General features: G+C 61.3%; 26 protein-coding genes. 11 read left to right on the top strand and 15 right to left on the bottom strand.

The window, feature by feature from the left end:
• Positions 1-25: 25 nt before the first annotated feature.
• From accB to cutA, 5 genes are all read right to left on the bottom strand, one after another.
• Positions 26-493: an acetyl-CoA carboxylase biotin carboxyl carrier protein gene (gene accB, locus HF682_RS15120; protein WP_168878172.1), complete on the bottom strand. Its 468-nt coding sequence runs from the start codon at positions 491-493 to the stop codon at positions 26-28.
• A 28-nt stretch (positions 494-521) separates the two neighbouring features.
• On the bottom strand, positions 522-1,010 hold the full coding sequence (gene aroQ, locus HF682_RS15115; protein WP_168878171.1) for a type II 3-dehydroquinate dehydratase: 489 nt from the start codon (positions 1,008-1,010) through the stop codon (positions 522-524).
• A gap of 129 nt (positions 1,011-1,139) precedes the next feature.
• Positions 1,140-1,724, bottom strand: a complete 585-nt coding sequence (locus tag HF682_RS15110) for a TlpA family protein disulfide reductase (protein WP_168878170.1) — start codon at positions 1,722-1,724, stop codon at positions 1,140-1,142.
• Entirely contained in the window at positions 1,724-3,493 is a 1,770-nt protein-coding gene (dsbD, locus tag HF682_RS15105) for a protein-disulfide reductase DsbD (protein WP_168878169.1), read from the bottom strand. Before dsbD ends, HF682_RS15110 begins: the two co-directional genes overlap by 1 nt.
• A gap of 8 nt (positions 3,494-3,501) precedes the next feature.
• Entirely contained in the window at positions 3,502-3,843 is a 342-nt protein-coding gene (gene cutA / locus HF682_RS15100; protein WP_168878168.1) for a divalent-cation tolerance protein CutA, read from the bottom strand.
• Here cutA and HF682_RS15095 point away from each other — a divergent pair.
• The gene (locus tag HF682_RS15095; protein ID WP_168878167.1) at positions 3,842-4,252 is read left to right on the top strand and encodes an FxsA family protein; all 411 of its coding nucleotides are present in this window, start codon (positions 3,842-3,844) and stop codon (positions 4,250-4,252) included. The genes cutA and HF682_RS15095 overlap by 2 nt on opposite strands.
• A 6-nt stretch (positions 4,253-4,258) precedes the next feature.
• On the opposite strand, the gene HF682_RS15090 is transcribed toward HF682_RS15095, so the two are convergent.
• Genes HF682_RS15090 through HF682_RS15065 form a run of 6 tightly spaced genes read right to left on the bottom strand, consistent with a single transcriptional unit; the run spans position 4,259 to position 8,025 of the window.
• The gene (locus HF682_RS15090) at positions 4,259-4,570 is read right to left on the bottom strand and encodes a DUF167 domain-containing protein (protein WP_168878166.1); all 312 of its coding nucleotides are present in this window, start codon (positions 4,568-4,570) and stop codon (positions 4,259-4,261) included.
• The gene (locus HF682_RS15085; RefSeq protein ID WP_168878165.1) at positions 4,567-5,151 is read right to left on the bottom strand and encodes a YggT family protein; all 585 of its coding nucleotides are present in this window, start codon (positions 5,149-5,151) and stop codon (positions 4,567-4,569) included. The genes HF682_RS15090 and HF682_RS15085 overlap by 4 nt, the downstream gene beginning before the upstream one ends.
• Positions 5,148-5,936, bottom strand: coding sequence for a serine O-acetyltransferase (gene cysE, locus HF682_RS15080; RefSeq protein ID WP_168878164.1), 789 nt, complete (start codon positions 5,934-5,936; stop codon positions 5,148-5,150). The genes HF682_RS15085 and cysE overlap by 4 nt, the downstream gene beginning before the upstream one ends.
• Positions 5,933-6,754, bottom strand: a complete 822-nt coding sequence (gene proC / locus HF682_RS15075; protein ID WP_168878163.1) for a pyrroline-5-carboxylate reductase — start codon at positions 6,752-6,754, stop codon at positions 5,933-5,935. The genes cysE and proC overlap by 4 nt, the downstream gene beginning before the upstream one ends.
• A 51-nt stretch (positions 6,755-6,805) precedes the next feature.
• The gene (locus tag HF682_RS15070) at positions 6,806-7,324 is read right to left on the bottom strand and encodes a hypothetical protein (RefSeq protein ID WP_168878162.1); all 519 of its coding nucleotides are present in this window, start codon (positions 7,322-7,324) and stop codon (positions 6,806-6,808) included.
• A complete protein-coding gene (locus tag HF682_RS15065; protein ID WP_373282896.1) occupies positions 7,321-8,025 on the bottom strand; it encodes a YggS family pyridoxal phosphate-dependent enzyme in 705 nt (234 codons plus the stop codon). Before HF682_RS15065 ends, HF682_RS15070 begins: the two co-directional genes overlap by 4 nt.
• A gap of 71 nt (positions 8,026-8,096) precedes the next feature.
• On the opposite strand from HF682_RS15065, the gene HF682_RS15060 reads away from it, so the two are divergent.
• The 10 genes from HF682_RS15060 to HF682_RS15015 all read left to right on the top strand — a co-directional run bounded on the left by HF682_RS15060 (position 8,097) and on the right by HF682_RS15015 (position 15,215).
• On the top strand, positions 8,097-9,137 hold the full coding sequence (locus HF682_RS15060; RefSeq protein WP_168878160.1) for a type IV pilus twitching motility protein PilT: 1,041 nt from the start codon (positions 8,097-8,099) through the stop codon (positions 9,135-9,137).
• Between the two features lie 39 nt (positions 9,138-9,176).
• Positions 9,177-10,313: a PilT/PilU family type 4a pilus ATPase gene (locus tag HF682_RS15055; protein ID WP_168878159.1), complete on the top strand. Its 1,137-nt coding sequence runs from the start codon at positions 9,177-9,179 to the stop codon at positions 10,311-10,313.
• 96 nt (positions 10,314-10,409) lie between these two features.
• Positions 10,410-10,718 (top strand): acetaldehyde dehydrogenase family protein, encoded by a 309-nt coding sequence (locus tag HF682_RS15050; protein ID WP_168878158.1) that lies wholly within the window; start codon positions 10,410-10,412, stop codon positions 10,716-10,718.
• Entirely contained in the window at positions 10,715-11,095 is a 381-nt protein-coding gene (locus tag HF682_RS15045) for a DUF1801 domain-containing protein (protein ID WP_168878157.1), read from the top strand. Before HF682_RS15050 ends, HF682_RS15045 begins: the two co-directional genes overlap by 4 nt.
• Positions 11,092-11,781 carry a helix-turn-helix transcriptional regulator gene (locus HF682_RS15040; protein ID WP_168878156.1) on the top strand — a complete coding sequence of 230 codons (690 nt, stop codon included), beginning with the start codon at positions 11,092-11,094 and terminating at the stop codon, positions 11,779-11,781. The genes HF682_RS15045 and HF682_RS15040 overlap by 4 nt, the downstream gene beginning before the upstream one ends.
• A 177-nt stretch (positions 11,782-11,958) precedes the next feature.
• Complete coding sequence (locus HF682_RS15035; RefSeq protein WP_168878155.1) at positions 11,959-12,429, top strand: GNAT family N-acetyltransferase; 471 nt, start codon at positions 11,959-11,961, stop codon at positions 12,427-12,429.
• A gap of 12 nt (positions 12,430-12,441) precedes the next feature.
• Complete coding sequence (locus HF682_RS15030) at positions 12,442-13,008, top strand: GNAT family N-acetyltransferase (protein ID WP_168878154.1); 567 nt, start codon at positions 12,442-12,444, stop codon at positions 13,006-13,008.
• A gap of 165 nt (positions 13,009-13,173) precedes the next feature.
• Positions 13,174-13,560 carry a nuclear transport factor 2 family protein gene (locus HF682_RS15025; protein ID WP_168878153.1) on the top strand — a complete coding sequence of 129 codons (387 nt, stop codon included), beginning with the start codon at positions 13,174-13,176 and terminating at the stop codon, positions 13,558-13,560.
• Positions 13,561-13,590: 30 nt separating this feature from the next.
• Positions 13,591-14,187 (top strand): nicotinamide riboside transporter PnuC, encoded by a 597-nt coding sequence (gene pnuC, locus HF682_RS15020; protein WP_205882115.1) that lies wholly within the window; start codon positions 13,591-13,593, stop codon positions 14,185-14,187.
• Entirely contained in the window at positions 14,184-15,215 is a 1,032-nt protein-coding gene (locus HF682_RS15015; RefSeq protein WP_168878152.1) for an AAA family ATPase, read from the top strand. Before pnuC ends, HF682_RS15015 begins: the two co-directional genes overlap by 4 nt.
• A 1-nt stretch (position 15,216) precedes the next feature.
• On the opposite strand, the gene HF682_RS15010 is transcribed toward HF682_RS15015, so the two are convergent.
• The 4 genes from HF682_RS15010 to hslV form a co-directional block, all read right to left on the bottom strand.
• The gene (locus HF682_RS15010) at positions 15,217-15,987 is read right to left on the bottom strand and encodes an exodeoxyribonuclease III (protein WP_168878151.1); all 771 of its coding nucleotides are present in this window, start codon (positions 15,985-15,987) and stop codon (positions 15,217-15,219) included.
• A 71-nt stretch (positions 15,988-16,058) separates the two neighbouring features.
• Positions 16,059-16,562 carry a peroxiredoxin gene (locus HF682_RS15005; protein WP_168878150.1) on the bottom strand — a complete coding sequence of 168 codons (504 nt, stop codon included), beginning with the start codon at positions 16,560-16,562 and terminating at the stop codon, positions 16,059-16,061.
• A gap of 88 nt (positions 16,563-16,650) precedes the next feature.
• Positions 16,651-17,985, bottom strand: coding sequence for an ATP-dependent protease ATPase subunit HslU (gene hslU / locus HF682_RS15000; protein ID WP_168878149.1), 1,335 nt, complete (start codon positions 17,983-17,985; stop codon positions 16,651-16,653).
• Between the two features lie 27 nt (positions 17,986-18,012).
• Entirely contained in the window at positions 18,013-18,549 is a 537-nt protein-coding gene (gene hslV / locus HF682_RS14995; protein WP_168878148.1) for an ATP-dependent protease subunit HslV, read from the bottom strand.
• Positions 18,550-18,558 lie beyond the last annotated feature (9 nt).

Genomic DNA, 18,558 nt, shown 5'->3' with positions numbered 1-18,558 from the left:
TCAGCCCTGCGCGGCAGGGCCGGCCTCACTCGATCACGAACAGCGGTTCGCCGTATTCTACCGGCTGACCATTTTCCATCAGGATGGCCTTGACCACGCCTGCGCGGTCGGCTTCGATTTCGTTCATCAGCTTCATGGCTTCGATGATGCACAGACGGTCGCCGACGGCGACACTGCTGCCTACTTCCACAAACGGCTTGGCACCCGGTGCACCCGCGCGGTAGAAGGTGCCCACCATGGGTGACTTCACCAGGCTGCTGTCTGCCCATTGCGGGGCGGCGCTGGTTTCGCTGGCGGCGGCGACCGCCGGTGCAGCAGCCGGTGCCGGTGCAGCAGCCGGTGCGGCTGCGTAGGCTGGGGCCTGCACGTAGTTGACCGGGGCATTCACAGTGCGGGTGATGCGGACTTTTTCTTCGCCTTCGGTCACTTCCAGTTCGGCGATACCCGATTCCTGAACGAGGTCAATCAGCTTTTTCAGCTTGCGCAGATCCATGGGTCTTGTTCTCCGTATGGGCAGCTGGTCAGGACGTGACGCGCGTCAGCGCCTGATCCAGCGCGTACAGGTAGCCATCCGGCCCCAACCCGCAAATGACGCCGACCGCCTTGTCGGAAAAATACGAGTGCTGGCGGAACGGTTCGCGGGCGTGGACGTTGGACAGATGTACTTCGATGAAGGGCAGGTCCACCGCAGACAGGGCGTCACGCAGGGCGACGCTGGTATGGGTGAAGGCTGCCGGGTTGATGATGATGAAACGGGTCCCGTCCTCGCGGGCCTGATGAATGCGCTCGATCAGCACATGCTCGGCATTGCTCTGCAAGGCATCCAGTACCACACCAGCCTGTGCGGCACGGGCCGCCAGCCTGGCGTTGATGTCCGCCAGCGTGGCATGGCCATAATGCTGCGGTTCACGGGTACCAAGCAGATTGAGGTTCGGGCCATGCAGCACCAGAATACGGGCGCTGTGTGTCGGCAACCGGGCCTCATCTGCAGGACGGGTCGTTTTTTGCATGGGCGCAAGTTTGCCGCAAGATGTCGGAAATTGTCCAGCAATTCGCGCAAGTTTGCGGCAAGTGAACGTATGTTTACCTTATGGAGCCAGCAAACACCGGCGTTTGCTGCAAGATGGGTGCCGTTGGCCTCAAGGTCGTGGCAACAGCGGTTCCAGCACCTGACGCAGCACATCCTCGGCAATCGGGCCAAGATGGGTGTGCAGCAGGCGGCCATCCGTGTCATAGACCAGGGTAAACGGTAAACCGCCGGTCGGGTTGCCGAGCTCAGGCAGCAGTTTCAGCCCTTCTTCGCCGGTCAGCAGCAAGGGGTAGTTGATGTTCAGCTCATGCGCAAACGATTCGACCAGATCCGCCTGATCCAGCGCGATGCCGACAAATTGCACCCCTTGCAGCGCAAAATCGCTCTGGATGCGGACGAAGGCGGGTATTTCCTCACGACACGGCGCGCACCAGGTGGCCCAGAAATTCACCACCAGCACCTTGCCACGCCATTGCGACAAAGGCTGCACTACCCCTTGCAAGTCGGGCCAGCGCCGTTGCCACAATTGCTGCCCAGGACCGGCCGCCGGGGTGGGGGCCGGGAGGGGCGTGCTTGCAGTGGATGCGGCCGGGACATGCGGCGAGGTTTGCCACAGACGCAGGGCGAAACCCGCACCGGCAGCGACCATGCCCACCCCGATACCCCACAACCATTGTCGTCGGCTGGCCTGCATCACGCCTCCAGCGGGCGGAGTGCCGCAATGAAGACTTCCGGCGGCATGAAGCCGATCAAGGGCGGCTGAGCCTGCCCGCTGCGGTCATACAGAATGATGCCGGGCGGACCGAACAGACCGAAACGGGCCAGTAGCGCGCGGTGTCCCGGCAGGTTGGCGGTGACATCGGCACGTACCAGCAACACGCCTTGCAGTTTCCTTTGCACCGCCGGATCAGAGAAGGTCTCATGCTCCATTTCGATGCAGCTGCTGCACCAGTCGGCATAGAAATCCAGCAGTACGGGCTGCCCGGGGTGCTGCTGTCGCAGCTGGTCCAGTTCCGCCGGGGATTGCACCTGGCGGAAGCTCAAGGTCGGCGCGGGCGCGGCCTGCGCACTGCGGAACAGCCCCCCCAGTGGCTTGCGGAAATCATCGGCGCCATTGGCTGCTCCCAGCAGCTGCGTGATGCCGATCACCAGCAGCACCACCCCCAGGCCTTTCCACAGCTTGCGCCAGCCTGAAGCGTTGTGCGTGGGCAGGGGGTCGAGCGCGGACAGGTAGATGGCGGATACGATCAGCAAGGTGGCCAGCAGCAGCATCAGCAGCCGGGGGGGCAGGATGGGCGACGCCATCCACAGGGCCACCAGCAGCATCAGGGTACCGAACAGCTGCTTCACCGCCAGCATCCATGCCCCGGTCTTCGGCAAAATATGGCCACCAAATACGCCGATCAGCAACAGCGGCGTGCCGACGCCGAGCGCCATGGCATACAAGGCCAGACCGCCCAGCCACAAATCGCCGCTCTTGGCGATGAACAGTAAGGCCGCCGCCAGCGCCGGCGTGGCGCAAGGGCCGACAATCAGGGCCGACAAGGCCCCCATCACCAGTACCGGCAGGAAACGCCCGCCCGGCATGCGGTTGCTCCAGGCATTGAATCGCGTTTGCCAGCCCGACGGCAGCTGCAATTCATACAAGCCGAACAGGGACAACGCCAGCAACACCATCAGCAGCGCAAAGCTGGCAATGACCCACGGCTGCTGCAGCCACAGCGTCAGCGGCAGCCCCAGTGAGCCTGCGGCAAGCCCTGCCAGCGTGTAACTGATGGCCAAGCCCTGTACATAGGCCATGCTGAGCCAGAAGCTGCGGGCGCGGCGTGTGGTTTCCCCATGCTGGCCGATGATGAGGGCCGAAACAATGGGAATCAGCGGGTACATGCAGACGGTGGCCGCCATCAGCAACCCGGCCAGGAAGAAGCCGCCCAGGGTTAGCCACAGGCTCACCGGATGTTGTGCGCTCGGGAAAGACAACGCCGCGCTGGGCGCGGCGTTGGTATGGGCCCCCAGCAGGCCGGGCAGTTTGCTGTCCAGTGGCTGGACGATGCCGCCGGGGCGAAGCTGCCATTTCCGGGTGTGTGGCGGGAAGCAGACCTTGTAGGTTTCCGAGCAGCCCTGTGAACGAATCTGCAACTGGGCAGGACCGGTGAGTGGCTGGCTCAGGGGCAGCAGGATGTCGACCGACTTGTGATAGACCTGCACCCGTCCAAAGCTGGGATCATCCTTGGTTTCGCCAGCGGGCAGGGTCAGGCTGACGGGTTGCCCATCCAGCGTGGCCGCGAAGCGGTCGCGGTACAGGTAATAGCCGGGTTCGATGCGGATCTGCAGCCGCAGTTGCTGCGGGTGTTCAAAGCGCAGCTGCGGAATGAATACCTGCTCCGGTGGCCGCAATTCGGCCTGTGCCGGCCGCAGCAGGCAGGACAGCATCAGCAGTAACAGGCAAAGACGCGCTATCATGTTTCACTTTATTCAGGGAACGCTTTGACACTATCGACCATCCAAGCAAGGTAAGTCGGCAGCCCTTTGCATATAGGGACTGCGATGATCTCCGGAAGTTCATACGGATGCAAGGCCTGCAAGCGTTTTTCCAGCGCCGGGTAGGCCTGGTGGGTGGTTTTGATCAGCAAGGGCGTTTCTTCATCCTGCACCACCTGTGCTTGCCAGCGGTAGACCGAGCGAACGGGTGGCAGCAGGTTGATGCAGGCCGCCAGTTGCTCTTCCACCAGAAGCTGGGCTATGCCTGCCGGGTCGGCATTGGCCGGAATATTGCACAGGACCAGAAGTCCTTCAGTCGAAAGTGTTGTCATGTTGCGTATTGCCCTGTTATGTGTGCTGGCCCTGCCGGTACTGGAAGTCTTGGGTCTGGTCTGGCTGGGTCAGCAGATCGGTAGCTGGGTCTGGCTGTATATGCTGGTTGCTATGCTGCTGGGGTGGGGCTTGCTGAAGAGTGTACGCCTGACGGCAGCCTGGGTCATGTTGCAGTCTGCACGTCAGCAACAATTGCCGGTATGGGGCTTGCTGTATGCCTTGCGGCAGGGTCTGGCCGGGGTGCTGCTGATCATCCCCGGCATGTTCACCGATGTACTGGCCTTGCTGCTGCTGTTGCCGTGGCCGATGCCGCAGCGCTGGCAAGCCAGTGTCAGCCCCTCGCAGGGGCCCGCCGCTCAGCCTGCTGACCCGGATGTGCTGGAAGGCGAGTTTCGCCGCATGGATTAAGGGCAATCAGCCCAGGGCGGCCACCAAGGCCTGCAGACGAGGGCGGAGCGTCTCGTCCGGGCCGGATACCTTCACCCGCTTGCTGCGGCTGGTCTCACCGCTGAGCAGTTCAAGCTGGCGTTGCGGGATGTTCAGTTGCGTCGCCAGAAAGGCCAACAGGGCCGCATTGGCCTTGCCGTCAACCGGTGGGGCGGCGAGGCGGATTTTCAGCGCCTCGCCATGCACCCCAACCACCTCACTGCGTTTGGCGCCGGGCTGGATGTGCAGGGTGAGTATCCATTCCCCCGGGGCGGCCTGTCGCAGCCAGCTGGCGTTCAAAGCAGCACGGCTCGCAGCAGGCTTTGCTGCAAGGAGGGCAGCGCAAAATACAGGATCACTTGCAGGACCAGGATCAGCACCAGCGGGGAGAGGTCAAAGCCGGACACTGGTGGGATCACCCGTTGCAACGGGCGCAACAACGGGGCGACCAAAGCGTTAAGCAAACCGGCCATCGGGTGATGGTAGGCCCGGGTCCAGCTGAGGATGCACAATACAAAGGCGCTGCCGATCAGCAGATACAGCTCGACCTGCATGACCTTGATGACTGCCAGTCCCAGCGTAAAGGGCAGCAACACACTCAAGGGCAAGGTAAAGCCTGTGCTTTGCAGAATCCAGGCACTGAGCAGACTCAGCACCCAGGCCACCAGCAAGGCGGCCACCAGCGTGGCCAGATCCAGCCCGAACAGGCCGGGGATGACTCGCCGCAGCGGGCGTACCAGCCAGTTGGTGAAGCTGATGCAGAACTGCGACAGCGGGTTATTGAACGAGGCGCGGGCGCACTGCAGTGAAAACCGCAGCAGCAGCACCAGAATGAAAAAGCCAATAATGGTATCGAGGATGAATCCCAAAGCCTGCATCATGCCAGCGGTTCCTGAATGCGGTGATCCATTTGCTCAGCCGGGCTGTCGTTTTCACAGACACCCACCACCCGTGCCGGTACCCCTGCCACGGTAACGTGCGGCGGCACAGCTTTCAGCACCACGCTGCCGGCTCCGACCTTGGCACCTTTGCCCACTTCGATATTGCCAAGAATTTTGGCGCCAGCCCCGATCAGCACCCCCTGCCGAATCTTGGGGTGGCGGTCACCGGATTCCTTGCCGGTGCCGCCAAGTGTCACTTCCTGCAAGATGGACACGTCGTCTTCGATTACTGCCGTTTCGCCGACCACGAAGCCGGTACCATGATCGAGCAGTATGCCTTTACCGATGCGTGCCGCCGGGTGGATTTCCACCGCAAACACTTCCGAAATGCGGTTCTGGATGTGCATGGCCAGCGCGTGCCGCCCCTGCCGCCACAGCCAGTTGCCAATGCGGTAGCACTGCAAGGCCTGGAAACCCTTGAAGAACAGCAGCGGCGTGGAGAAATCCTTGCAAGCCGGGTCACGGCTGCGTACGGCTTCAATGTCAGCCCGGATGGACTGCATGATCACCGGGTCTGCGGCCAGCGCTTCACTGATCAACTCCATCAGCACCCGTGCATCCATGGTTGGACTGGCCAGCTTGCTGGAGAGGTGAAAGGCCACCACATCGTCCAGCGTCTTGTGCCGCAACACGGTCATGTGCAGGAAAGAGGCCAGCATGGGCTCTTCGGCAGCGGTACGGCTGACCTCATCCCGTATGCTGAGCCACAGTGCATCTTTGCTCATGCTTGCGCCCCTTGCGACAGCAGTGCGCCCATCTCCACCGAGCGCGCTTGGGCCCGCTCGGCGGCGCGGCAGACAATCTCTGCCAGGCCGTCTGCCTGCAGGCTGAGGATGCCTTGCTCGGTCACGCCCTTTTTGGAGGTGACTTTCTGTCGCAGGCTGGCCGGATCTTCACCGCTGTGGGCCAGCAGTGCAATGGCACCTTCAAAAGTACGGCCCGCCAGCTGGCTGGCGTCGGCATCCGAGAAGCCCAGCTTACGGGCGGCTTCCGCCAGCGCCTCCACCATCAGGAACACATAAGCTGGGCCGCAGCCGGAAATGGCGGTCAGGGCATCCATGCGGTTTTCGTCATCCAGCCACACGGTCGTTCCTACGGCAGCGAGGAGTTGATCCACCAGGGTGCGTTGTGTCTGCTGTACTTCCGGCATGGCGTATACACCGGAAACCCCACGTTGAATCTGGGCTGGCGTGTTCGGCATCACCCACACCAGCTGGCGGTAGTCGCCCAACCATTGGCTGAGTGTGCTGGTACGGATGCCCGCCGCCACCGAGATCAGCAGCTGCTGATGCAGCCAGGGGCGAATCTGCTCGGCGAGTGCCGCCATGCCTTGCGGTTTGATGGCCAGTACCACCACATCGGCCTGCAGGTCGGCCTCACTGACACTCAGCGACCAGCTGGCACCGTGCTGTTCAGCAAAGCGGCGGCATTTGTCTTCATTTCGATCGACCACATGCAGTTGCAGGTCAGGATGGCCCTGCTGGTGCAGGCCGGCAATCAGGGCTGCGGCCATATTGCCGCCGCCGATAAAGGTAATGCGCATGTTGTGCAGGCTCCATGTTCATCAACCGGTATCGGCGTGGCCCGGGTGGGGTCAGCGGCTGATACCGGCAGCGAGTTCGTCCAGCTCGGCCTGGATTCTCTCCGCCAGCTGGGGGGTAATGTCGGTCACGCGTTCGGTAAAGGTATCTGGCTGCTGGACCTGATACGCGCGGGCGGTCAGCAGCATGGTGTTGCCTTGCTGGTTAATCTGGTAGCTGATGCGCACTTCTTCAAGCGGCTTGCCCTTCACTTGCGGCAGCAGGCGGGCCACGGTCAGCTGGGTTTTGCTGCGGGTCTTGGTCTTCATGTCCTTCTTGGCGCGCATGTCTGCCAGTCGGTCAAAAGCCTGTTTGCTGTTGTTGCCGGGCAAGCTGACCTGCGGTCCGCTGGCCGGGACCACCGGCTTGGTGTTTGCAGGCGACGGGGAGGTGGGCGTGGTGTTGCCGCTGCTGATGACCGGCGTCGGCGTTCCCCGGTTGGCGGGTTGCTGATGGGAAGGGCAGGCACTGAGCAGCAGGCTCAGGGCGGACAGCAACAGCAGCTGTGGTAACGGACGGAACGACAGGTTCATGCAGGATTCCCCGGGTAATGACGGTGACCGAAAATGGCCGTTCCGACGCGCACCATGGTCGCCCCTTCCCGAATTGCGGCCACCATGTCGGCAGACATGCCCATCGACAGGGTGTCCAGCGCCAGCCCGTCCACCAGCAGCTGCTCATAAAGCTCTCGCAGGGCAGCAAACGCGGCCTGCTGCTGTAGCGGGTCCGTCGTCGGGGCTGGAATACACATCAGCCCACGCAAGACCAGACGTGGCAAGCGCGCCACCGCTGCGGCCAGCGCGGGCAGCTCCGACGGCGTCACGCCGCTCTTGCTGTCCTCCCCGCTGATGTTGACCTGCAGGCAGATATTCAAGGGCGGCATCTGTGCGGGCCGTTGGGCGGACAGGCGCTCGGCAATCTTCAGCCGGTCTACGCTATGAACCCAGTGTGCAATTTCGGCAACGGGGCGCGTCTTGTTGCTCTGTAACGGCCCGATGAAATGCCATTGTACTGGCAAATCCGTTAGAATATGGGCCTTGTCCAGAAGTTCCTGCACATAGTTTTCGCCAAACGCCGTTTGCCCGGCGGCCCAGGCTTCCCGGATCGCTTCGGCCGGAAAGGTTTTGCTGACGGCCAGCAATTGCACGCTGTCAGGCTCACGCCCGGCGGCAAGCGCCGTTTGCCGGATCTGCTGGAGCACGCCTTGCAAGGCGCTGGATATTGAACTCATAATGGACTGTTGCCGCCTGTGAAGGCGCTTCCTGCCGTTGTTTGCCGTTGCATCTGCGCGAAAGGATAGTATAAATGGAAATCGCTGAGCTGCTGGCGTTTTCAGTAAAGAACAAGGCGTCCGATTTGCACTTGTCCTCCGGGCTGCCGCCAATGATCCGGGTGCATGGTGACGTACGGCGTATCAACCTGCCGCCGCTGGAGCACAAAGACGTACACGACATGGTGTACGACATCATGAATGATGGCCAGCGCAAGGTGTATGAAGAAACGCTGGAGTGCGACTTCTCGTTTGAAATCCCCAATCTGGCGCGTTTCCGGGTGAATGCCTTTGTGCAGAACCGGGGCGCTGCCGCCGTGTTCCGTACCATTCCCAGTAAGGTGCTGACGCTGGAGGAGCTGAATGCGCCGGTGATCTTCAAGGAAATCTCCAATCAGCCGCGCGGCATTGTGCTGGTCACCGGGCCGACCGGTTCCGGCAAGTCCACCACGCTGGCCGGCATGGTCAACCATATCAACGAAAACGAGTACGGCCACATCCTGACGGTGGAAGACCCGATCGAATTCGTGCACGAATCGAAGAAGTGCCTGATCAACCAGCGTGAAGTCGGGCCGCATACGCTCTCCTTCAACAACGCGCTGCGTTCGGCGCTGCGGGAAGACCCGGATGTGATTCTGGTGGGCGAAATGCGTGACCTGGAAACCATCCGGCTGGCGTTGACCGCCGCCGAAACCGGTCACCTGGTATTTGGTACCCTGCACACCAGCTCGGCGGCCAAGACCATCGACCGGATTGTTGACGTGTTCCCGGCAGCAGAAAAGGACATGGTGCGTGCCATGTTGTCCGAATCGCTGCGGGCGGTGATTTCGCAGACCCTGCTCAAGACCAAGGACGGCACGGGCCGGGTGGCGGCGCACGAAATCATGATCGGTACCCCGGCGATCCGGAACCTGATCCGTGAGAACAAGATTGCCCAGATGTACTCCTCCATCCAGACCGGCCAGGGCGTCGGCATGCAGACGCTGGATCAGTGTCTGCAGGAGCTGGTGCGTCGCAATATCGTGAGCAGTGCCGAAGCCAAGGTGCGCGCCGCCAACAAGGATCTGTTCCAGTAACCCGGTGCAGCAGCGCTGACCTGATTCAAGGAGATTGCCATGGAGCGCGATCAGGCTACCAAATTCATGCACGACCTGCTCAAGCTGATGGTCGCCAAGAATGCATCTGATTTGTTCATTACGACAGACTTCCCCCCGGCGCTGAAGATCGACGGCAAGGTGACGCCAGTCTCGAATCAGGCGCTGTCGCAGCAGCACACCAAGGAATTGGCGCGGGCGGTGATGAATGACCGTCAGGCCGAAGAGTTTGAAGCATCCAACGAGTGTAATTTCGCCATCAGCCCGCCGCAGATTGGCCGCTTCCGGGTGAACGCCTTTGTGCAGCAGGCCAAGGTCGGGCTGGTGTTCCGGACCATCAATACCAAGATCCCGTCGCTGGATGAGCTGAAGCTGCCTACCGTGCTGAAAGACATTGCCATGACCAAGCGCGGTCTGGTGATCTTTGTCGGCGGTACCGGTTCCGGCAAATCGACTTCGCTGGCGGCGATGATCGGCTTCCGCAATGAAAACTCTTTCGGCCACATCATCACCATCGAAGACCCGATCGAGTACGTGCACGAGCACCGGAGCTGCATCATTACCCAGCGAGAAGTCGGGGTCGATACCGACAGCTGGGGTGCCGCGCTGAAGAACACCCTGCGGCAGGCGCCGGACGTGATCCTGATCGGGGAAATTCGTGACCGCGACACCATGGATTACGCCATTGCCTTTGCCGAAACCGGTCACTTGTGCATGGCCACCCTGCACGCCAACTCGGCCAACCAGGCGCTGGACCGGGTGATCAACTTCTTCCCGGAAGAGCGGCGTGCCCAGCTGCTGATGGACTTGTCGCTGAACCTGAAAGCCTTTGTGTCGCAGCGTCTGTTGCCGATCAAGGGCACCAAGGGGCGGGTGCCTGCGGTAGAAATCATGCTCAATTCGCCGCTGATTGCGGACCTGATCTTCAAGGGCGATGTGCACGAGATCAAGGAAATCATGTCCAAGAGCCGCGAGCTGGGCATGCAGACCTTCGACCAGGCGCTGTTCGATCTCTACGAAGGTGGCTATATCAGCTACGAGGATGCCTTGCGTAATGCCGACTCAGTGAACGACCTGCGTCTGCGCATCAAGCTGCACGGGCAGGAAGCCAAGAGCCGGGACATTCTCTCCGGGCTGGATCACCTCGACATCGTTTGACCGGCAAGGCTCCTGACAGTGGCCTGTCAGGAGCCGGGCGTACACTGCAGTTCCAGCTGGCGATTCGCGCCGGTGACGACTGACAGGAGCCCTGATATGACCGCTGCCACTGCCGCCTGCCTTGAGCAAGTGTGGTTTCGTACCCACCCCGACGTTGACGCCGACACTGTGCTCGCTGCCGTACATGCCATGCAAGCCGATGTCGCCCGCCTGCCGGGCTTTCGCCATCGCCAGCTGGCCCGCGCGGAGGATGGCCGCTGGCTGGATTCGATTCTGTGGCAGGATGCTGCCAGCGCGCAGGCTGCCATGCAGGCGGTGATGCAACTACCCAGTTGTGGTGCATTTTTTGCACTGATCGAGGCAGACAGTATCGACATGCAGCATTTACAGAGCCACCCACTGTGATCACCCCACCGTCCGCCGCCGTGCTGGACTGGCTGGCACGCTGGCCGGAGCCGTGCGCGACACTGCTGCTGCAGCTGCGGGTGCAGTTGCTTGACGCCCAGCCTTTGCAGGAGCGCCTGAATCTGGGCTGGCAAGGGCTGGCTTTTCATCATGCCACCGCAGGCTATGTCTGCGGCCTGTTCCCGCAACGGGACGGTGCGGTTCACCTGCTGTTCGAGCATGGGGTTGAGCTGCATGATCCGCAGCAACGCTTGCTGGGAGACGGTAAGCGTTGTCGCCACTTGCGCTTTGAGACGACGGACGATGTCGCAGGCGATGAGCTGCTGGGCTGGCTGGCCGAGGCGGTAGCCATCGGACAGGCCAGGAAGCGCCGATGAGGCGGGCTGACCGGCTGATGCAGATTTTGCTGCTGCTGCGCGGGCGGCGCTGTACCACCGCGCAGCAGCTGGCGGAATGGCTGGAGGTGTCCGACCGCACCATCTACCGCGATATCCGTGACCTGATGAGCAGTGGCGCACCGATTGATGGCGAAGCCGGGGTGGGCTACCGGCTGCGCAAGGGGTTTGAATTGCCGCCACTGCTGTTCACCCCGGACGAAGTACGCGCCTTGCACCTCGGCGCGCGCATGGTGGCGGGCTGGGCGGACCGGGAGGCCCGGCAGGCGGCCCAGGCGGCGATGACCAAGCTGGAAACCACCTTGCCCACTGCACTGGTGCAAACGCTGCAGGCCAACCCCTCCTATGTGGCCGGCCAGCGCCCCTATCCGCTGGAGCGGCTGGCCCCGGTGCGGGAAGCCATCTTGCAGCGTCACAAACTGCTGCTTAGCTATGTGCGTGAGGATGGCCTGCTGACCGAGCGGGTGGTGTGGCCGCTGGGCCTGTTCTTCTGGGGCGACCGCTGGACGCTGGCGGCCTGGTGCGAGCTGCGCCAGGCCATGCGGCATTTCCGTATCGACCGTCTGCAGCAGTGGCGGGTGTTGGAGGAAGTGTATCCACAGCAGGAAGGGCGAACGCTGCAGGATTACTTCAGCTACCTGACGACGCTGGACGCGTCAGGCTGTTAAGGTGAGCGTATTGCAACCCCAGACGTGTTTGACTACTGTTTCAGCTTTGCTGGCAGCACCCTACTCCGATACCCCTCTTCCCATCCAACGAGTGCATCGCGCCTGTTGTGACCGGTGCAGGAAGAAGGCCCCTACCAGGCTTTGCCAGACCCGCTCATTCCGACGAAGTGACAAGCGATGATGACAGCAATACTGCGCCAGGCACAGCAAAATGATGCGGATGCTTTGACAAGGCTAGCCAAGAAAGGCAAGGCGCATTGGCCCTACCCTACGCATTGGCTGGCGGCTTGGGATGAAGCATTGACGCTGCGACCCGAGCAGATTGCGGCAAACTACTTTGTCCTGGAGCGGCAGGTGGATGTGGGTAGCGAAATTATTGCGTTCACCGGTTTGGAGACCTTTGAAGGGCGATGGTATATCGAACACTGTTGGGTTGACCCCGCTTACCATGGTGGTGGTCACGGCAAGCGATTGGTTCAACACGCCCTCATGGTTGCAACCAGCATGGGACTGAAAGTGGTCTGGGTGGAATCAGACCCGAATGCACAGGCTTTTTATGAAAAGCTCGGCGCGGTGTTGGATCATTGGGCTGATCGGCCAGTTTGCGGTGAGGCCCGCCAGCTCCCAGTATTACGTTTTCAATTGTGAATAAAGCGGGAGATGATGAGCTTCATACTGCGAGACATACACACGGAACTGACCACCCCTCGCCTGCGGTTGCGGGTGCCTCGTGCTGGCGATGGTGCCATGGTCCATGCGGCCGTGGTGGAGACGCTGGACCTGCTGCGGCAATGGCCCGCCTCCCTGCCGTGGGCGCAGGCTGAGCCCTCGGTCGCGGTGTCTGAGAGCTGGTGCCGTTTGAGCGCGGCCTGGTTCATGCAACGTACCACGCTGAATTATCTGGTTTTCGACACCGCCGGTGAACTGGTGGCCAGCATCGGCCTGCATGATATTGACTGGGCCGTTCCCAGCTTTGAGATTGGCTATTGGGGCCGAAAAGGCTATCAGGGGCAGGGCTTGATGCGTGAAGCGGTCGGGGCTTTAGTACGCTATGCCTTTGAACAGCTGGGTGCGCGCCGGGTGTGCGCCTGGGTTGATGAGGCGAATGTCGCCAGTCGCCGTCTGTGCGAGGCCATCGGCATGCAGCTCGAAGGCATACTGCGCCACGAGCGCATCACGCCGGATGGTCAACTGCGCAATAGCTGCGTTTACGCCGCTGTGGTCTGAGGGGTAATGCGGGCAGCCAGTAGCTAGCCGATCAGGCACCATGACTGGAAGCAGCATCAAGCATGCTTCAAGGAATGAGTCTTGTCCTGCTGTGGGCGCTCATGCAAGATGGCCTTTCAGCAGGGTTAAACTTTGCCACTAATCCTCATTGCTTAAGGCCATACCATGCTTCTCGAACTGCTACGTGCTCAGGAAATAGAACTACATCAAGCGGCGGTTCGCCATGACCCGGCACGGCTACAAGCGCTGCTACACCCGGCGTTTGAGGAGTTTGGCCGGTCTGGCACCGTGTACAGCCGCGACAGCATCGTCGCCGCCTTGCTGGCGGAAAGCGAAGGCCCTGCCATCTGGTCGCAAGACTATGCACTGACCCCACTGGGCGATGCGTTAGCGCAGTTGACCTACCGTTCCGCCAACCTGGATGCATCTGGCCGCCTCAGCCGCTTCACCCTGCGCAGCTCACTCTGGCAGCACACGGCTGCGGGTTGGCAGATGCGCTTCCACCAAGGTACGCCCACCCGGCGCTTTGCCAAGGCCAAGCACCTCCGATAGGCTGGCTACCGAGCTTTACCCTGCTAAACTGTGCGCTTTTCAGCACCAGCAGCTGACACCTCTGGAAAACCCATGTCACCTCTCGAAATAGCCGCTAATCTTTTATATCTGGTCTCCGTGTGGCTGGCGGCCCAAAACCGGGTGCATACCTGGTGGACGGGCATTATCGCCTGTGCCCTGTTTGCCACCCTGTTCTATCAAAGCCAGCTTTATGCAGATGTTGTATTGCAAGGGTTCTTCATTGTCACCAGTCTGTGGGGCTGGTGGCAGTGGCGCGGTGGGATCCAGCGCGTCGAACCGCCAATACGTCGAGTACCGATCCGGATGATGCTGATGCTGGCCGTGTTTGCCGGGGGGGTCACCTATGGATATGGCATGATTTTGCACCGCTATACCAATGCCTATGCCCCATTTTGGGACTCAGCCATCCTGGCGCTGAGTGTCCTGGGTCAGTTCTTGCTGATGGCTCGGCGGGTGGAAAGCTGGTTATGCTGGATTCTGGTGAATACCATCGCGATCCCGGTTTATGCGTCACGGGGTTTGCAGTTGACTGCCGCTGTGTATGTCCTCTTCTGGTTCAATGCATGGTATGGCGGCTGGCGCTGGCATCGGCAGGCTGAGCGGTGAGCGCCCGGTTTGACACCGGGCTGGTGGTCGGCAAGTTCTCCCCATTGCACCGTGGGCATTTGGGGCTGATCCAGTTTGCGGCCGCAAAGTGCAAACGGCTGGTGATTGTGAGCTACTCTTCGCCTGAATATCCTGGGTGCGCAGCAGAGCAACGCGAACGCTGGTTGAGAGCGTGCGCCCCTGAGAGTGTGATCAGTGTCATTACGCCTGAAAAGGTAACACAGCTACAGCAGGCCGGTATGGCGGTGCCGGATATGCCTGCCAATGATGCCAGCGATAATGCGCAACGCCAGTTCATGGCAGCCTGGCTGCAGCGGGTGCTGGAAGTCAATGTGCAGGCGGTATTTACCAGCGAGGCATACGGTGAGGGCTTTGCGGCTGCATTGTCCGCGCACTTTGGCGAGCAGGTGATGCACGTCAGTTATGACCCGCAGCGGTCCCGGATGCCGGTATCCGGCACACAGTTGCGTCAGCACTGGCGTACGGCCCGGCAGCATCTGGCCTTGCCCGTGCTGGATGACTGGATGCCCAGGCTGTGCCTGCTTGGTGCGGAATCTACGGGCAAGAGTACCCTGACGGCCTGGCTGGCCGCCTGGCTGGATGAGCCTTGTGTTGCGGAGTATGGGCGCGAGCTATGGGAGCAACGACAGGGTAAGTTGATCTATGATGACCTGTTGATGATCGCGGAAGAGCAAGTACGCCGGGAGCAGGAGGCCGCATGCCGGGCGCGGCATTGGGTTATTTGTGATACCTCACCGTTGACCACACTCTTCTACAGTCTGGCCCTGTTTGCTCAAGCCGCACCGGCCTTACATCACTTGTCTCAGCGAGCGTATCACAAGGTATTCCTGTCCGCGCCAGACTTTCCCATGGTGCAGGATGGCACTCGGCAAGACGAAGCATTCCGTCTGCGCCAGCATCAATGGTATGTCGATACGCTGAACCAGCGTGGCATCCCCTATCAGTTACTCTCCGGCCCCCTTGAGGAGCGGCAAGCCAGCTTGAAGGTCGCACTTTTGTCCGGCTGATTTATGCCTGAAGCTCAGCCCACACCGGGGTGTGGTCACTGGGGCGTTCCCAAGTGCGGGGTTCGCGGTCGATGTCGCAGGCGGTGAGCTTGTCCAGTGCCGGGGCAGACAGCAGGATATGGTCGATGCGCAGGCCGAGGTTGCGGCGGAAACCGTTCATGCGGTAATCCCACCAGGTGAAGGCTTTCTCGGTATCAGGCTGCAGGTGACGGTAGGCGTCGGTCAGGCCCAGTGCCAGCAGGCGTTGGTACGCTTCGCGCTCGGGCGGGCTGACCAGCACTTGCCCTTCCCACGCCTTGGGGTCGTGCACGTCGAGGTCGGCGGGGGCGATGTTGTAGTCGCCCAGCAGCGCCAGCGCGGGATAGCGTTGCAGCTCGCCCTGCAGCCAGTCGTGTAGCGCATTCAGCCAGCCCAGCTTGTAGGGGTACTTCTCGGAACCCAGCGCTTGGCCATTGGGAAAGTAGCCGCACACGATCCGCAGGCCACCCACCGTCGCGGCGACCAGTCGGCGTTGCTCATCGGGCAGGTTGGGCAGGTTGTACTGGATGTCTTCCAGCGGCTGGCGCGAGAGGATGGCCACACCGTTGTAGGTTTTCTGGCCGGTAAACGCCACCTGATAGCCTGCGGCTTCCAGCTCGGCACGCGGGAACTTGTGGTCCTCCAGCTTCAGCTCTTGTAGGCACAGCACATCCGGCGCCGCTTGCTGTAGCCATTGCAGCACGTGGGGCAGCCGGACATTGAGCGAGTTGACGTTCCAGGTGGCAATGCGCATGGGAGGGCTCCGGTGGCGGGTGGGCGCAGCATAGGGGCTGCGCCCGGGGGCGTCAATGGTTCCGTACCCGCTTAGCCGAGACGGGCCAATTGGCTGGTAGCGTCACTGACCGTGAACTGGCCAGGGGCTTCCACGTCCACAGAGCGCACCACGCCATCTTCAACGATCATGGCGAAGCGCTTGCAGCGCAGACCCATGCCGTGGGCGTTCAGGTCCAGCTCTAGACCGAGGGCACGGGTGTAGTCGGCGCTACCATCGGCAATCATGGCCACCTTGCCACTGGCACCTTGCTGCTCGCCCCAGGCGTGCATCACAAAGGCATCGTTGACTGCAAAGCACCACACTTCGTCCACGCCTTTGGCGCGAAACTGTTCGATCTCGGCAAGATAACCCGGCAGGTGCTTGGCCGAGCAGGTGGGGGTGAAGGCGCCGGGCAGGCCGAAAATCACCACCTTTTTGCCCTTCAGGCGTTCCTGCACCTCAAAGCGGTTGGGGCCGATGCTGCAGCCCTCGCCCGGCTCGGTCAGGTATTCGCTCAGTTGCCCGGCGGGCAGGTGCTGACCAGCTTCAATCATCGGTTTCTCCTTGTTGTGATCAGGGTTATTGCCCCTGCAATAAAACAGACCCGCCGAGGCGGGTCTGTGGTGGGTTCTGCGCAAAGCGTTAAAGCACGTAACGGGCGAGGTCTTCATTGACCGCCAGTTCGCCCAGTTGCTGGTCTACCGCTGCCGCATCCAGGGTGATGGTCTTGCCCTGCTCATTGGCACTCTGGAAGGAGATCAGCTCCAGCAGGCGCTCCATCACGGTGTACAGACGGCGTGCGCCGATGTTCTCTGTCTTTTCGTTCACACGCCAGGCAATCTCGGCCATGCGATGGATGGCATCCGGGGTGAACTCCAGCGTGACGCCCTCAGTGGCCAGCAGGGCCTGGTACTGGCGAATCAGGCAGGCATCGGTACGGGTGAGGATGCTCTCAAAGTCGGTAACCGACAGTGATTCCAGCTCCACCCGGATCGGGAAACGGCCTTGCAGCTCAGGGATCAGGTCGGACGGTTTGGCCAGATGAAAGGCGCCGCTGGCGATGAACAGGATGTGGTCGGTCTTCACCATGCCGTATTTGGTGGAAATGGTGGTGCCTTCCACCAGTGGCAGCAGGTCACGCTGCACGCCCTGGCGTGAGACTTCGCCACTGCTTTGCCCGTCAGAACGGCTGGTGATCTTGTCGATCTCGTCGAGGAACACAATGCCATTCTGCTCGACATTGCGCAGCGCCTTGGCCTTGACGTCTTCGTCATTGACCAGACGCGCGGCCTCTTCTTCCACCAGCAGCTTGTAGGCCTCTTTCACCGTCAGCTTCTGGCTCTTTTTCTTGCCGCCACTCATGTTCTGGAACATGCCCTGAATCTGGCTGGTCAGCTCCTCCATGCCGGGCGGCGAGAAAATCTCGACGCTGGCTTTGGGGGCTTCCAGCTCGATTTCGATTTCCTTGTCGTCCAGCTGGCCTTCCCGCAGCATCTTGCGGAATTTCTGGCGGGTGGCGCTATCGTCCGGCTTGTCTTCCGCCAGCCCGAAGCCCATCTGGCGCGGCGGCGGCAATAGGGCATCCAGCACGCGATCCTCGGCGCGGTCTTCGGCATGATGGCGCTGCTTGTGGGCTTCCTGTTCACGAGTTTGCTTGATGGCGGTTTCCAGCAGATCGCGGATGATGCTGTCGACATCACGGCCAACATAGCCGACTTCGGTGAACTTGGTGGCTTCCACCTTGATGAAGGGGGCATCAGCCAGCCGGGCCAGACGGCGGGCGATCTCGGTCTTGCCCACGCCGGTGGGGCCAATCATCAGGATGTTTTTCGGGGTGATTTCCTGCCGCAGTGGCTCTGCCACCTGCTGGCGACGCCAGCGGTTGCGCAAGGCAATGGCGACCGCCTTCTTGGCGGCTTGCTGGCCGATGATGTGCTTGTCCAGTTCATGGACGATTTCCTGCGGGGTCATGCTCATGAGGGCTTCCTGCGACACGGGTGCGGATTAGTCCAGCGACTCGATCAAATGGTTCTGGTTGGTGTAGATGCACAAGTCGCCCGCGATGGTCAGCGACTTCTTGACGATGTCGACCGGCGCCAGCTCGGTATTTTCCCATAATGCGCGCGCCGCAGACTGGGCGTAAGCCCCCCCTGACCCAATGGCCGCAATACCATCTTCTGGCTCCAGCACGTCGCCATTGCCGGTGATGATCAGGGTATGGTCGCGGTTGGCGACGGCCAGCATGGCTTCCAGACGCCGCAGCATGCGGTCGGTACGCCAGTCTTTGGCCAGTTCGACGGCAGCGCGAAGAAGGTGACCCTGGTGCTTTTCCAGTTTGCCTTCAAAACGCTCGAACAGGGTAAAGGCGTCTGCCGTACCGCCAGCGAATCCGGCCAGGATCTCATCGCGATACAGACGTCGAATCTTGCGCGCGGTGGATTTGATGACGATGTTGCCGAGGGTGACCTGACCATCGCCACCGAGGGCAACCTGCCTGCCCCGGCGGACAGACAGGATGGTGGTGCCGTCGAATTGCTGCATGGTTGTGCT

It is taken from the genome of Leeia aquatica, assembly GCF_012641365.1.
In the GTDB taxonomy this organism is placed as follows: Bacteria; Pseudomonadota; Gammaproteobacteria; order Burkholderiales; family Leeiaceae; genus Leeia; species Leeia aquatica.
This window is presented reverse-complemented; position numbering and strand designations above follow the sequence as displayed.

Bases quoted from the DNA above. Each gene is read 5' to 3' on its own strand.
- accB (WP_168878172.1), bottom strand. From the start codon at position 493: ATGGATCTGCGCAAGCTGAAAAAGCTGATTGACCTCGTTCAGGAATCG.
- aroQ (WP_168878171.1), bottom strand. From the start codon at position 1,010: ATGCAAAAAACGACCCGTCCTGCAGATGAGGCCCGGTTGCCGACACAC.
- HF682_RS15110 (WP_168878170.1), bottom strand. From the start codon at position 1,724: ATGCAGGCCAGCCGACGACAATGGTTGTGGGGTATCGGGGTGGGCATG.
- dsbD (WP_168878169.1), bottom strand. From the start codon at position 3,493: ATGATAGCGCGTCTTTGCCTGTTACTGCTGATGCTGTCCTGCCTGCTG.
- HF682_RS15095 (WP_168878167.1), top strand. From the start codon at position 3,842: ATGTTGCGTATTGCCCTGTTATGTGTGCTGGCCCTGCCGGTACTGGAA.
- cutA (WP_168878168.1), bottom strand. From the start codon at position 3,843: ATGACAACACTTTCGACTGAAGGACTTCTGGTCCTGTGCAATATTCCG.
- HF682_RS15085 (WP_168878165.1), bottom strand. From the start codon at position 5,151: ATGATGCAGGCTTTGGGATTCATCCTCGATACCATTATTGGCTTTTTC.
- cysE (WP_168878164.1), bottom strand. From the start codon at position 5,936: ATGAGCAAAGATGCACTGTGGCTCAGCATACGGGATGAGGTCAGCCGT.
- proC (WP_168878163.1), bottom strand. From the start codon at position 6,754: ATGCGCATTACCTTTATCGGCGGCGGCAATATGGCCGCAGCCCTGATT.
- HF682_RS15070 (WP_168878162.1), bottom strand. From the start codon at position 7,324: ATGAACCTGTCGTTCCGTCCGTTACCACAGCTGCTGTTGCTGTCCGCC.
- HF682_RS15060 (WP_168878160.1), top strand. From the start codon at position 8,097: ATGGAAATCGCTGAGCTGCTGGCGTTTTCAGTAAAGAACAAGGCGTCC.
- HF682_RS15055 (WP_168878159.1), top strand. From the start codon at position 9,177: ATGGAGCGCGATCAGGCTACCAAATTCATGCACGACCTGCTCAAGCTG.
- HF682_RS15050 (WP_168878158.1), top strand. From the start codon at position 10,410: ATGACCGCTGCCACTGCCGCCTGCCTTGAGCAAGTGTGGTTTCGTACC.
- HF682_RS15040 (WP_168878156.1), top strand. From the start codon at position 11,092: ATGAGGCGGGCTGACCGGCTGATGCAGATTTTGCTGCTGCTGCGCGGG.
- HF682_RS15035 (WP_168878155.1), top strand. From the start codon at position 11,959: ATGATGACAGCAATACTGCGCCAGGCACAGCAAAATGATGCGGATGCT.
- HF682_RS15030 (WP_168878154.1), top strand. From the start codon at position 12,442: ATGATGAGCTTCATACTGCGAGACATACACACGGAACTGACCACCCCT.
- HF682_RS15025 (WP_168878153.1), top strand. From the start codon at position 13,174: ATGCTTCTCGAACTGCTACGTGCTCAGGAAATAGAACTACATCAAGCG.
- HF682_RS15010 (WP_168878151.1), bottom strand. From the start codon at position 15,987: ATGCGCATTGCCACCTGGAACGTCAACTCGCTCAATGTCCGGCTGCCC.
- HF682_RS15005 (WP_168878150.1), bottom strand. From the start codon at position 16,562: ATGATTGAAGCTGGTCAGCACCTGCCCGCCGGGCAACTGAGCGAATAC.
- hslU (WP_168878149.1), bottom strand. From the start codon at position 17,985: ATGAGCATGACCCCGCAGGAAATCGTCCATGAACTGGACAAGCACATC.
- hslV (WP_168878148.1), bottom strand. From the start codon at position 18,549: ATGCAGCAATTCGACGGCACCACCATCCTGTCTGTCCGCCGGGGCAGG.